The sequence below is a fragment of the Saccharopolyspora sp. NPDC050389 genome, from assembly GCF_040655595.1.
Taxonomy (GTDB): Bacteria; Actinomycetota; Actinomycetes; order Mycobacteriales; family Pseudonocardiaceae; genus Saccharopolyspora.
This window is the reverse complement of record NZ_JBFAKG010000003.1, coordinates 109054-122019: the sequence shown is the minus strand read 5'-3', so window position 1 is coordinate 122019 and position 12966 is coordinate 109054. Positions and strand designations below refer to the sequence as shown.

Annotated in this window: 11 protein-coding genes and 1 pseudogene; 7 read left to right on the top strand and 5 right to left on the bottom strand. The window is 71.6% G+C overall.

The features are described from left to right. Position 1: 1 nt before the first annotated feature. On the bottom strand, positions 2-2677 hold the full coding sequence (locus AB0I53_RS02855) for a P-loop NTPase fold protein (RefSeq protein ID WP_358595428.1): 2676 nt from the start codon (positions 2675-2677) through the stop codon (positions 2-4). Positions 2678-3101: 424 nt separating this feature from the next. Here AB0I53_RS02855 and AB0I53_RS02850 point away from each other — a divergent pair, with 424 nt between their 5' ends. Beyond that, on the top strand, positions 3102-3608 hold the full coding sequence (locus tag AB0I53_RS02850; RefSeq protein ID WP_358595425.1) for a sigma-70 family RNA polymerase sigma factor: 507 nt from the start codon (positions 3102-3104) through the stop codon (positions 3606-3608). Positions 3609-3624: 16 nt separating this feature from the next. Here AB0I53_RS02850 and AB0I53_RS02845 read toward each other — a convergent pair whose 3' ends face one another. Continuing rightward, positions 3625-5490: an Hsp70 family protein gene (locus AB0I53_RS02845; protein ID WP_358595422.1), complete on the bottom strand. Its 1866-nt coding sequence runs from the start codon at positions 5488-5490 to the stop codon at positions 3625-3627. 160 nt (positions 5491-5650) lie between these two features. Between AB0I53_RS02845 and AB0I53_RS02840 the strand changes: the two genes are divergently transcribed. From AB0I53_RS02840 to AB0I53_RS02830, 3 genes are read left to right on the top strand one after another with little or no spacing between them, the layout of a single operon-like run. Next, positions 5651-6190, top strand: coding sequence for a histidine kinase (locus tag AB0I53_RS02840; protein ID WP_358595419.1), 540 nt, complete (start codon positions 5651-5653; stop codon positions 6188-6190). After that, on the top strand, positions 6187-6852 hold the full coding sequence (locus AB0I53_RS02835) for a response regulator transcription factor (RefSeq protein WP_358595416.1): 666 nt from the start codon (positions 6187-6189) through the stop codon (positions 6850-6852). The genes AB0I53_RS02840 and AB0I53_RS02835 overlap by 4 nt, the downstream gene beginning before the upstream one ends. Before the next feature lie 6 nt (positions 6853-6858). Continuing rightward, positions 6859-8682, top strand: a complete 1824-nt coding sequence (locus AB0I53_RS02830; protein ID WP_358595413.1) for a hypothetical protein — start codon at positions 6859-6861, stop codon at positions 8680-8682. On the opposite strand, the gene AB0I53_RS02825 is transcribed toward AB0I53_RS02830, so the two are convergent. From AB0I53_RS02825 to AB0I53_RS02815, 3 genes are all read right to left on the bottom strand, one after another. After that, positions 8660-9610: an ATP-binding protein gene (locus tag AB0I53_RS02825; protein WP_358595410.1), complete on the bottom strand. Its 951-nt coding sequence runs from the start codon at positions 9608-9610 to the stop codon at positions 8660-8662. The two genes, AB0I53_RS02830 and AB0I53_RS02825, sit on opposite strands and share 23 nt — an antisense overlap. Positions 9611-9937: 327 nt before the next feature. Beyond that, positions 9938-10165, bottom strand: a complete 228-nt coding sequence (locus AB0I53_RS02820; protein WP_358595408.1) for a hypothetical protein — start codon at positions 10163-10165, stop codon at positions 9938-9940. Between the two features lie 387 nt (positions 10166-10552). Then, positions 10553-10876 (bottom strand): hypothetical protein, encoded by a 324-nt coding sequence (locus AB0I53_RS02815; protein WP_358595406.1) that lies wholly within the window; start codon positions 10874-10876, stop codon positions 10553-10555. Positions 10877-11100: 224 nt separating this feature from the next. On the opposite strand from AB0I53_RS02815, the gene AB0I53_RS02810 reads away from it, so the two are divergent. From AB0I53_RS02810 to AB0I53_RS02800, 3 genes and pseudogenes are all read left to right on the top strand, one after another. Then, a complete protein-coding gene (locus AB0I53_RS02810; protein WP_358595404.1) occupies positions 11101-12237 on the top strand; it encodes a 3-deoxy-7-phosphoheptulonate synthase in 1137 nt (378 codons plus the stop codon). 54 nt (positions 12238-12291) lie between these two features. After that, positions 12292-12510 carry an MbtH family protein gene (locus AB0I53_RS02805; protein WP_358595675.1) on the top strand — a complete coding sequence of 73 codons (219 nt, stop codon included), beginning with the start codon at positions 12292-12294 and terminating at the stop codon, positions 12508-12510. Then, a pseudogene (locus AB0I53_RS02800) lies at positions 12507-12959 on the top strand (siderophore-interacting protein); the annotation flags it as partial. The gene AB0I53_RS02805 and the pseudogene AB0I53_RS02800, both read left to right, overlap by 4 nt. Positions 12960-12966: the final 7 nt, after the last annotated feature.

Below are 12966 nucleotides of genomic sequence, written 5' to 3'. Positions count from 1 at the left end.
GTCAGTCCTCCCCAGATCGCGTGCGAGGCTCGGTCAGGTCCCAGGTCTCGAAGCTGAACCGAGCGATCGTACCCGCCCAGCGGCGGTAGGTCGAAGGATTCCCGTGCACTGCGGGTCCTCGGCTCAGCACGCCCAGCAACCGCGCCCAGATGTCGCGCACTCGTGCCGACTGTTCGGCGGCGGCGAGTTCCTCCACCAGCGCAACGACATCCCCCACGTGGCTCGGGTCGCGCAGCATCGCGATGAGGGCCCGGCATCCTTCCGGTGCGGCGACGAGCACCGCCAGGAGCACGAGAACGGCCTGGTACTCCCCGGTGCGGATGAAGTCCTTCTCGTCGAGGACGGTCGTGCGCACGAGGCGGTAGAGGTTCACGAACCGCTTCACCGCGCGAGGAGTGGCCAGCAGCGGGCGGAGCCGCTGGATGAACTCCAGCTCGTCGGTCTGCAGCCACAGCTTCTCCGGCTGCGGATCGGGCGACCGCGGCCGGGACTCGGCCGGTCTTGCGCCCTCCGGCGCGAACATCTCCGGACTGACACCGCCCGACCGCGGGGCGTCCGGCGCCGGTGCCGTCGGCAACGCGGTTTCGGTCGGCACGAGCGCCTCGACGAACCGCTCGGCCTCGGTTCCCATGGGGCGCAAGCCGAACACCACCTGGAAGATCTTGTCGAGGTAGTCCAGCGGCGTCGCGCCGTCCTCCCCATCGGCGTGGCCGCCGAACAGTTCCGAGTGGTACTGCTCCAGGCAGCGCCGCAGCCACCGGGGATCCACCGCGACGACCACGACGAAAAGCCGGAGCGCGAGCAGCATGTGCACGGCGGCGAGCACGTCTACGGCCTTGCGCGGCGAGCAGCGGTCGAGGTCGTCGATGTGGAGGATGACCCGTTCCAGCGGCGGCGAACCCGCGGAGGCCGCCCGCTGCTGCTCGTCGGCCTGGTCCCACTCCGCGAACGCCTTCTCGGCGGATTCGCTGAGCCTGCGCAGATCGGCGTGCGCGCGGCCGAACAACCCGCGGTACTGCTCGTAACCGCCGGACCGGGCCTCCTCGATCACCAGCGCCAGCTCCTGGGCGGCGTCGAGCTTCGCGAGCTGCATCTTGGTGTCCCGCACGCGGCTGTCCAGGTTCGGGCAGTCGCCCGCGGTGAGCCGTCGGGCCGTGGGCCACGTCGTGGTGATCAGTTCGATGACCGGCAGCACGGTGCTCACCGCGCCCACCAGCCACGCCCAGACGGCGCCGCCGGTCAGCCACACCACCAAGCCGGTCGCGGCGGCGAGCAGCAGTGCGAATCCGCCTGCCCATGCGAGACGAGCACGCCGGGGCACGAGCTTCGCCCACCACAACCGCATGCGCGCACGCAGCCGCCGGCCGAGGCCGGCTTCGGGATCGGCCAGCTCTTCGAGGGCGTGGAGCTCCTTGCGGAGGGTGGTGCGTTCGGTGCGGACGTCATCGGCGTCGGGGGGCACGGGTTCGGCGAGGGTGGCGAACAGGTGCTCCACGATCCCGACCCACAGGTGGTCGTCGTTGTAGTGCCACGCGTCGAAGCGCACCTGGCGCACCGCCGTCGCGAAGACGCTGCGCGCCGGATTCCGGCCGGCTTCCCTCGCGAGCCGATCGACGTTCTTCTCGAGCTGGCGCAGGAAACTCGACTTGCCCGATCCCCAGCGGCCGAGCAGTGCGATCGCCAGCGGTGGCCTGGTTTCCCGGTCGAGGACGAGCTCGGCGAGGCCGCGCACGTCGTCGGCGAAGTCGAGCAGGTCTTCGTCGCTCTCCTGGTCGCTGGCGAGCCCGGCCTGCGGGCGCTGCTTCGTGCCAGGATCCGCGGGGCCGCCCGTCGTCAGGTCCCAGACGCGGATCGAGCCGTCCTCGGCCCCGCTGATGAGCAGCCTGCTGTTGGGAGTGACGGCGAAGGATCGCACGGCGCCGTCGTGCCTGCCGTGCATCTGCATCGGCTTGGTGGGGCGCTCCGGTTCCCAGGCCCAGACCCCGCCGTTGAAATCGCCCGCGACGACCTGTCGCCCGTCGTGCGTCACGGCCACCGCGACCACGTCTTCGCAGCCGGTCAGCTGCACCGTGCTTTCCTTCTGCCCGCGGTTCCAGCAGAGCACGCCGTCCAGGGTTGCGCAGGCGACGCGCGTGCCGCCGGGGGAAGCCGCCACCGCGGCGTTGCCGGGAGCATGGCCGTTCAGCCGGCCCAGTTCCTCGCCGGACCAGTCCGTGACGCGGATGAGCGGGTCGGAGCCGGCGGTGACGACCTGCCGATTCCTGGTCACCGCGATGCTCTCGACGAGCCGGTGCCCGCTGGGCCAGCTGCTGCCGTCGGGCGGTTGCAGGACGGTTCCCGCGAGGTCGATGGCCGCGACGGCGTCGCCGCTGGGCGAGATGGCGGCTGCCGTGACGCGAACGCGGTGCCGCGCGGGGGAAGTCCCACGGTTCGGGACCGTCCAGTCGACCGTCGCGGTCCGGCCGCACGAAACGACTCGGTCGTCGGCGGTGACCGAGACGGCGAGCACGGCGTCATCGTGCTCGGAGTGCTTGTCCAGCAGCACGCCGGTGCGCAGGTCCCAGACCCGGACCGTGGCGTCGTCGCCGCCGGTGACGAACCTGCGGCCGTCCGGGAAAACGGCGATGGCGCGAACGGCGCCGCGATGGCCCGCGAACGGTTCCGGAGTGCTCGTCATAGTGATCACCGACACTATCGCGATCAAGACCGGGCACACGCGGATTCGGGAAGAAAGGCAACGCCTTCGCCGTGCAGACCCCGAGACCGGTCGGCCCGCGCCACGGCCTTACCAGGGGAAACGGGGTGTGGTGGCTGCTGATCCGGGAAGACCGGCCCCGGCCGCGGGAAACCACCTGCGAGCAGTTCTGAACCGAACGGCATCACGCTGCCGTGACTCCAGGAGAAGGCGCGCGGACGAGTCCGGGAACGGGTCCGGCCTGGGGGACAGCCCTACCTCGCGGGGTGGGGCAGCCACCGGAAAACCAGCGGGACAGCACCGGGGAACGGAGGGACAGACCCGACGATTCCCGCGCCGATCAACGGAAGCATTCCTGTCGACACCAGGGGATCGCCCAGCACATCCGCCGGGAAGGGAATGCGAAATGAACACCATGGACAGTGTCATCCGGGAACACGGTGCCGCGCTGCTTTCCTACGCCACCCGCCTCACCGGCGACCGGTACCTGGCCGAGGACGTCGTGCAGGAAACGTGGCTGCGGGCCTGGCGCCACGCCGACCGCCTCACCAACGGCAACGGCTCGGTGCGCGGCTGGCTGCTGCGCATCGCGCACAACGTCGCCATCGACCTGCACCGCGGCCGGCGGGCCCGGCCGACCGAGGTCGGCTTCGACGGCGAAGCGCTGGCGAACACCGCCGTGCAGTCGGCGCCCAGCGACGAGGTGGAGAACCGCATGGTCGTGGGCGAGCTCCTCGATCACCTCTCCCCGGTGCACCGCAGCGCGGTGGTGGAGGTCTACTTCACCGATCGCACCGCGACGTCCGTGGCCTCCGCGCTCGGCGTTCCCGTCGGCACCGTGAAAAGCAGGCTGCACAACGCACTTCGCACGTTGCGCGACCAGTTCCCCCGCCCGCTCATGGAAGCCGCGTGACGGCTGCGCCGGCCGGTCAGCGCAATTCGGTGCAGGGCGTGGCGTCGGCGTCGTCCGCGGCGCCGGTTTCCAAGCGCACGTTCGAGAACGTGACGTCCATCCGCCGCTGCGAGTACACCACGAACGGGGTGTTGACCGCCCTCGGATCCAGTCCCTCCGACACGAAGCAGGACAGCGGGATCTTCACCGTGGCCTGCTGCTCCACCGGCAGCTTGGTGAACAGCCCGGTGGCCGGCAGCTCGGCTTTGCACGGGTGATGGCAGTGCACCGCGATCTGCGTGGTGTCGCCGGTCGGCGGCGCGTGCAGCACCGCGTCGAAGACCAGCGCGCCCCCGTTGTCCACATAGGGCGAGAGGTCGATCGAGTCGTTCTGGTTCGAGGTCTGCAGGTAGAACTGCCCCGGCGAGTCAGCCGTCCAGGCCACCCGCACGCCGTTGCTGCCCGGGTCGGGCGTCGCCTTGATCATCGGCGGCTGCTCCGCGCCGCTCGCGGAGAGCTTGGTGCCGCCCCAGTTGACGTCGGAGGCGACGAAACCGACGAACGGGTTGACGGCCTTGCCGTCGTAGATCTTCAGCGGACCGTTCGGTGGCGAGGACTTCGCGGCGACCGGCTTCTCGGCCGCGCCGGGCGTGTCGTCGCCGGTGGTGAGGAACGTCGTCACGGCGATGCCGATGATCAGGGCGGCCCCCGCCGCGATCGCGGGCACCAGCCACTTCCGGCGGCTCGGCCGCGGCGCGGCCGACTGCGGGGGACCGGCGGGGGGCCGGCCCGCGGGTGGCGGGGGGCCGACGGGTGCCGGGCGCGGGTTCGGCGGCGGGGTGGCGGGCCGCGGTTGCGCGGAAATGAGGGCGGCTCCGAGCGCCACGGTGAACTTCGGGTGCAGCGTCACCCGCACCGGCTTGTTGAACTCCTGCGCCACCTGCTGGGCCACCAGCGGGACGCGGGACGAGCCGCCGGCGAGCAGCACCGCGGACAGGTCGTCGACCCGCAGCCCGGCCGACGCCGTGGTGCGGTGCAGCGCATCGGTGGTCAACCGCACCGACGGCTTGATCATCTCGTTGAACTCCAGCCGCGTGATGGTCACCTCGCGCGGTCCGGAGGGCAGCGGGATGGTCAGCCGCACGTCCGGCTCGATGGACAGTTCTTCCTTGGCGCGCACGCAAATCGCCTGGATCGCCGCGAGCGCGGCCGCCGCCTCCGGATCGGTCACGTCCAGGTCGCTGATCGCGCGGTCGAGCCGCTGATCGATGTGGGCGAGCAGCGCCTCGTCGAAGTCGATGCCGCCGAGGTGCTCGATGCCTTCCGGTGTGCCGAGGATCTCCATCCGGCCCGCGCGCATCCGCAGGATGGTGGTGTCGAACGTGCCGCCGCCGAGGTCGTAGACGGCGACCACCTCGCCGTCACCGAGCCTGCGCTCGCTGGAGTAGTGCGTCGCCGCCGCCTCCGGCTCGGTGATCAGGCGGAAGTCGTCCACGCCTGCCAGCCGAGGAACCTCGGTGAAGTGCTCCCGCCGGTACGGGCCCCAGATCGCCGGGTAGGTCAGCACGACCGACTCCGGCGGGCTGCCCGCGCCCCGGGTCACGGCGGCGAGCACGTCGCGCAGCTGCGCGGCCATCAGCGCGGCGGGGGAGTAGGTGGACCCGCCGAGCACCAGCGGCGTCGGGTCGCCGAGGCGGCGCTTGAAGTTGCGGGCGGTCCGCGCCGGGTCGGACGCGGCGTTCAGCGCCGCGTCGCCGGTCAGCAACTCACCGTCAGGTGCCCGGTAGGCTACCGACGGTACGACCATGGCAGGGGACATCGGCACCATGCGGGTACCGTCCGGGCCGCTGATCGCGGCGGAGGCGAATGAGGTTCCGAGATCGATACCAACGCCATACCGCACTACGTGCGCCCCTTTCACGCCTGCGAAAGCGAAGACAACCACAACCCAACACAACCCAAGCGAGATCAATCCTATGGTGCACGCGAAATGGGGGATATCCCTACCCCCACAGGGGGTTTGCACCCTTTCTCCCGATTCTCGCGAGGGTGAGGCTGGTGTGATGGGCGGCATCGCGCGCAAGATCACCGGGCTGGGCAGGCGGCTGCCAGGCTGGCTGCGCGCGCCCGGCCGGGGTGCCGCCGAGTTCCGGTGTGAGCTGGAACGGGAGCTGCACGACGGCCCGGCGGCGGGTCTGTCGGCGCTGGCCATCGAGTTGGGTCTGATCTCCGCCGCGGCTGGTGATCCGCAGCTCGCGGCCCGGGTCGACGCACTGCGGGACGCTGTCTGCCTACTCGTCGACCGCGTGCGGCTGCTCGGCGCGACCATCCATCCGCCGGCGCTCGTCGCCGGCCTCGAACCGGCGTGGTTGTCCGTCGCCGAGCACTGCGACCTGCGGTTGCGGCTGGACCTGCCGGACCACGATCTCGGTGCACACGCATCGGCCCGGATGGGTCTCCTCGTCGCCGATCACCTGCGTACCCTGGAGTCGGGCACCATCGTGCAGGTGCGAGTGCGGGGCAGGAGGTTCGTGCGCGTGCACATCACCGAGCAGCGGCCGGGTTCGGCGCAGCGGCGGCATTTCCGGGCGGTGCTGGGATGAGGGTGGCCATCGCAGAGGACGGCGCGCTGTTCCGGGAAGGCCTGGTCATGCTGCTGGAGGCGGCGGGACACGAGGTGGTCGGCTGCGTCGGCGACGGTGACGCGCTGCTGGCGATCGTCGCCACCGAGCCGGTGGACGTCGCGATCCTCGACATCCGAATGCCACCCGAGCCCGACGGCGGACTGATCACCGCGGAGCGGATTCGGGCCCGCAGCCCCGAGACCGGCCTGCTGCTGCTGTCGCACTACGCCGAGACGCACTACCTGATGCGCGTGCTGGAGATCGACGCGGAGCGCATCGGTTACCGGCTCAAGGAGCGCGTCGCGGGCGTGCAGGTGCTCGCCGACACACTGGACCGCATCGCCGCGGGTGAAATCGTGATCGAACCGGTGCTCGCCAAGCGCCTCGTCGAGGCGCCGGCCGGTCGCGCGGACAGTCCCATCGCCTCGCTGACCGAGCGGGAGCTCGACGTGCTGCGCCTGATGGCCGAGGGGCACGCCAACAACGCGATCGCCAAGGAGTTGTTCGTCTCCGCCAAGGTCGTCGAGAAGCACATCGCGTCGATCTTCACCAAGCTCGGCCTGCCGCGTGACCAGGTCATGCACCACCGCCGCGTCCTTGCCGTGCTCGCCTATCTGCGGGCGAGCCGGATCGAAGGCTAGGCCGGCATGCCGAAGCTCCGGCGTGCGCACGAGCTCGTCGCATCCGTGCCGCCCCATCGGCTGGTCGCCGCGCTGGTGCAGCAGTTGGCCGAGACGGTCGGCGGGCAGGCCGCCTACTGCGTTCCCGCGGCCGGCCGGCCTGCGGATCTGAATGTCGTCGCAGCGTCGCCGGAGCACGTTTCGGTGCGCGGCGGACTCGCCGGCGAGTCCGCCAGGGAGCCGGTGCGCGGCGGCGGGCTGCTGCTCGTCGCCGGCACCCGGCGTTGGGGCGCGAACGAGCAGGCCGCGATCCGGGAGACCGCGGGCTGGCTGGGCGTCACGGCCGAGGTGGACCGGCTGCGCGCGGATCGCGACTGTGCCGAGGCTCGCGCCCGCGGGCTGCGCGTGGAGGTGACGACCGCGCGCGAGCGGCTGGCTCAGGTGCGCGATCTCGAGCGGCGCCGGCTCGTCCGGGCGATCACCACGACGACCCAGCAGGATCTCGACGACGTGCGCCGACGGCTGCGCGGTCTCAGCGAGCTGCTGGCCGAGGACGCCGCGCTGCCGCAGCTCGCGGAGCTCGGCACCGCGGTGGACGAAATGCTGGACAACTTCCGGACGGTCGTGCGCGGGGTGTTTCCGGCGATGCTGCCGGATCGCGGCTCGCGGGCGGCGCTCGAGGAGCTGGCGGCGACGTTGCCCCACCCGGTCCGGTTCGGCGGCGAACTCGGGCGGCGCGCCGGCTGGCAGGTCGAGTCCGGTTTCTACCACGCCGTCGCGGCGGTGCTGAACCTGTTGGCGGGCAAGGGAATCAGCCCCGATCCCGCCGTCGTGGTGGAGTTCGGGCGGGACGATGCGCTGCGGGCGCGGATGACCGCCGCGGCCGGACAGCTGTCGGCGAGCGACTTGCGCGCCGCGCTCGACCACGACGCCGAACGCCTCGCGGTGCTGGGCGGCGCGATGGACTTCGCGGTGACCGGCGGCGAGGCCGTGGTCACGGTGCAGCTCGCGGACCGGATGGCGCCGACGACGACCCCGCCCCGGGCCGAGGTCAGCGCCCTGTACCAGCGGGTGTGGGACCTGGTGCGGCAGGGCCGGCGCGCCGCGGGCGACGGCCCGGACCGGCCCCGCTGGGACGCCATCGCGGCGAGACTCGCGCAGCCGGCGCGCCTGGCCGTGGTGGCCGACGCGGCAGTGGACCCGGCCGAGGTGGCCCGCGCGTCCGCGCTCGGGGTCACGGTGGTCTTCGCCGACGGGCCGGCCGACTGGGCGCTGGCGGAGGAATTCCTCGCCGATGACGGCCCGCACGGATCGGTCGACGCGGTGCTGTGCCTGGTGCCGCCCGCTCCCGCGTTCCGGGCGACGCTGCGCCGGGGTCGGCAGCGGGTGGAGCTGAGCGAGTCCGCGAGCCTGGATCAGTTGGCGCGCAAGCTGATCGCGTGGGCACCGGTGATCGCCGCCCGCCGCGCCATCGTCGCGGTGCGCGCGCTGTTGCCGGGGCTGCCCGGGGATCATCCGCTGCGGTGGGAGGTGGACCGGATCGCCGCCGAGGCGCACGAGATCACCGAGCTGGACCTGCTCGACGAACTCTCCAGCGGCGACACCCGGGTGCTGCACGGAGTTGCCGCGGACGCCGCGCGGCTGCTCGGCGCGCACGGCGCCGATCCGCGCGCCCGGCTCGGTTTGGACTCGGACGCGAACGACGAACAGGTGCAGGCCGCGGCGCAGCAGGCGGTGCTGCGGTGGCGGGCTCACGCCGGGAAGCCGGGCACCGGCGGGCGGGACGGGATGGCGTGCGAGGTGCTGGTGCGCACGGCGGAGGGACTGCTCAGCGCGGCACGAACCCCGTGATCGTGGTGCCGCGGCCCGGCGCGGAGCGGATCGTGACGGTGCCGCCGACGGTCGCGAGCCGCGCGGACAGGTTGGGCAGCCCGGAATTCAGTGCGGTGACGGTGAATCCGGGGCCGTCGTCGGACACCACGAACTCGAGCCCGAGGTGGCTGTCGCGGACGGTGGCCGCGATGGACGCGCCCGGCGCGTGCTTGTGCGCGTTGTTCACCGCCTCCAGGCACGCGAAGTACACGGTGGACTCGACCAGGGGCGCGTAACGGTGCCGCAATCCCGCGGTGTTGAGCATGACGTCCTCGTGGCCGGCGAGTTCGGCCTTGAGCGCGGCCGCCAGGCCTTCGGTGGCCAGCGCGATCGGCAGTATTCCGGCGGCGGTGCCGACGAGGACCTTCTCCGCGGTGTCCAATTTGGACATCAAGGTGTCGAGTCGCTGCTCCGTCGCGGCACCGGCGTGCTCGACGAGCGCGAGCGCCATCCGCAGCGCGACGAGGTGGTGCTGGGCGCCGTCGTGGAGGTCGCGTTCCAGTCCACGTCGTTCCTGCTCCATCTCCACCGTCGCCCGCCACCGGTCGTCGACCAGTTCGTGCGCCGCGGCATCGCCGTCGCGGCGCAGCCGGTCGGTCTCGGCGGCCAGGCGCACCTCCGCCAGCGGAGCGCCGAGCACCGCGGCGAGCGCGGCCACCGGCCCGGCGGACTCCGGCGCGACCGCGAGGATCCCCTGCGGCTGACCGCCGTACTCGACGGTGTGCTCGAGCCACGGCCCGGCCCCGTGCCCCCACCGGTAGCAGTCGCCGGCAATGGTGAGCGCGCAGCCGGTGGCCCCGAGCGTGGTACCGATCACGCGGGCCAGGGCGTGCGGGTCCGGGGCGCGCTGCAGATTGGCGAGGTGGTCCGACACCGCCTCGATCGCTTGCTTCTCCTGCGCACGCACTCTGCGAAGGTATCGCGTGGCGCGAGGCGCAGGAGGGCCCACCGGGCGCGCGTCGGCGGAAACTGCGGATATGGCGTGCTCAGGGCTCATTTCTTCGGGGAATTGTGTTCTGGATCACAATATGAATTGGAGTCCGGCGGGCCGCGCTGAGTCCGGCGAGGAGCCAAGGGGTGGAGAAATCCGCGGTGAAGGATGTGCGGGTTTCGAGGATGTTCATGCATTCGTGATCTTGCCGCTCGGATTGTCGGCTAGCGGCAGAAAGCGGGGGCGCGTCCGATGATCGCCGGACGCGCCCCCGCTTCGGGGCGCTCGGTCAGGGCTGAGCCGTCACCGCATCCGCCACAGCTCGTAAACGCCGTTCACCGACCTGCATTCGTGCGGCAGGTCCACACCCGGGCCTCCCGGGCCGCCGACCATATCCTGGTAGCCCTCTTCGCACGCGGCCGCGGTGTGGTACCAGTAGCCGGTGTAGTACCACTCGGCCGCGCTCGCGGACGTCGCGGTGGCCACGAGCATGCCGAACCCCAGGAGGGTGCCGGCCAGGAGCTTCTTCATCATGGATCCTTCCATCGCTCGGGAAACGCCGAATTCGCGTTTCCGCAGTGGATTGCTGCCGGTGCGCACCGGCATTCCCGGCTCGCGATCAGCCGGGGTTCAACGCTGCGGCGACCTTGCGGATGAATGCGATCCGCGAACTTGATCGCTGCGGCCGAAGTTAACAGCGCGGTGACCCGGGCGGTCGGAATTGTCGCGGGCGAGGGAAGAATGGGCAGCGCATTTGCCCCGTGGCCCTTGCGGGGAGCGCACGCTGAACGATGCGCCGCACCGTTGCGTCGGGCTTGGGAATGCCGATGATCACGCTGGCGCGGGGAGCGACTGCGGGGATGGCGGTGCTCTATTCGAGTGAGGGTGGGGAAGGCTCCGAGTCCGGGCCGGTGAGTCTCAACCGCAGCAGAACGGGTTGTCGCAGGGGTCGCCGATCTCGCTGCCGTAGGCCACGAAGGTCCGGATGGGGGCGAGGATCTCCTCGGCGGTACGGGCGTCCAGCGGCGGGTCCGTCCGGGGTGACGGCTTTCCCCAGGTGGACGGCAGGTCGTCGATGTCGAAGCGCCTCGCGCCATCGACGAACAACGTCCAGAGTGGATGATCTGGGAAGCTGTTGAGCCGCAGGGCCCAAGATCGGCCGTCGACGATGGCGGCGACCGGGAAGCGCGGGTCACCTGTTCGTCGCCATTGCGGTCTTGCGAGCAGTTCTTGCGGCGGCATGCCCTCAGTCTTGCCGAGGGGCCGGGATGGTGGAAGCCTGTGTCCGCCGCCACGCACGTTTCCGTCGTGCGTCTGGATGATCCTTTTCGTGCCGTGCTGTTCCCTTGATCACTTGAGTGCTGCGGCCGAATTTATTAGGTTAGGCTAACCCAAGTGTCCTGCCGGGCTTCGTGCTCCCGGCGTCGACCGCTTCGGGAATCACGACGGAGGAGGAGCTCGCCGGCATGGCTGGACCCGCGGTACCCCTCGAACTGCCCGCCATCGCGGACGAACCGCTCGCCCTGGCATGGCCGGACGACTCGGCGCGAATCCTCGGGCCGCTGCCCACGCCGGCCGAGCTGGCCGAGCGCTTCCCGCGCGGCGAACGGCTGCGTGCCCAGGTGGCCGGGCACCGACGGGCCGTGCGGGAGATCGTCGACGGCACGGACGACCGGCTGCTGGTCGTCGTCGGGCCGTGCTCGGTGCACGACCCGGACGCCGCGTTGCGATATGCGCGCGAACTGGCGGCCGCCGCCGCGGCGCACGACCGCGACCTGCTGGTGGTGCTGCGTGCGTACCTGGAGAAGCCGCGAACCTCGGTCGGTTGGAAGGGGCTGCTGCACGACCCGCGCCTGGACGGCCGCGAAGACCTGGCCGAGGGGCTGGCGATCGGGCGCGAATTCCTCGTGCGCGCAGCGAATTCCGGCCTCCCGCTGGCGTACGAGTTCGTGGATCCGTTCCTCGCCCCGTACGTGCTCGACCTGGTGTCGTGGGGCGCGCTCGGCGCGCGCACGGTGGCCTCCCAGCCGCACCGGCAGCTCGCCTCGGCGCTGCCGATGCCCGTCGGCATGAAGAACGGCGTGACCGGGGACGTCGAGGTCGCGATCGCCGCGGTGCGCGCCGCGCGGGCGCCGCACACCTTCCCCTCGCTGGCGGTCGACGGAGCTCTGTCCGCGGTGGTCGGCGCGGGAAATTCCGCTTGCCACGTCGTGCTTCGCGGTGGCGCGCGGCCCAACTACGACGCCACGTCCGTTGGCGCGGCGCTGGACGAACTGCGCGCCGCGGGCGTCGAGGCTGGCGTGGTGGTCGACGCCTCGCACGGCAACAGCGGGAAGGACTACCGGCGGCAGCCGGGGGTCGTCGAGGACGTGGCGGCGCAGGTCGCGGCCGGGAACCGCGGCCTGCGCGGACTCATGATCGAGTCCTTCCTCGAGCCGGGCAGTCAGGACATCGCGGCGAAGCCGCTGCGCTACGGAGTCAGCGTCACCGACGGCTGCCTGGACTTGCCCGCGACCGCGCGCTGCCTGGACATCCTCGCGGAGGCGGCGCGTCGCAGGCGGATTTCGCCGGTGCGTCCCCGAGCTCGGTCGGTCGGGCTGTGAGCGGCCTGCGCACCGAGCCGGCGTCAAGCACTATCCGAGCGAGGTGAGCACGTCCTGACGAACCCGTTCGACGACCCGGAGGGCACCTTCCTGGTGCTGGTCAACGACGAGGAGCAGCACTCGCTCTGGCCGGAGTTCGCCGAGGTTCCGGCGGGCTGCCGACGGGTGTTCGGTCCGGAAGCCCGCGAGGCGTGCCTGGACCACATCCGAGCGAACTGGACCGACCTGCGGCCGAGGAGCCTGCGGGTGGCGATGGGGGAGGGGGACGCATGACGCGCGCGGAAGCGGAGCGGGTCGGGCACCTGGACCGGATCGCGCAGGTGCGAGCCGGCCGGCACGCGGAGAAGGTGGGCTACCCGATCCGGATCCGCCAGACCGAGGTCGTGCGCACCGAGATGCTCGGGGCCGGGCTCATCCGCGTCACCCTCGGCGCGGGCACCGAGGGCTTCGAGGCGCACGCCCCGTGCGAGCACGTCAAGCTCATGTTCCCGGACCCGGACGGCAGGCTGCGGCTGCCCGAGCAGAACGGGCTGTTGTTGCGCTGGCCCAAGCCGTCTCCGACGTCGCGTGAGTACACCGTGCGCCGGTACGACCCCGTCGCGGGCGAGATCGACATCGACATGGTGCTGCACCCCGGCGGTCTCGCCTCGGAGTGAGCGCGCGCGGTCACGCCCGGCGACGTCATGCACGTGGCCGGCCCGCCCGGCGGGCCCTGGATTCCGACGCGGC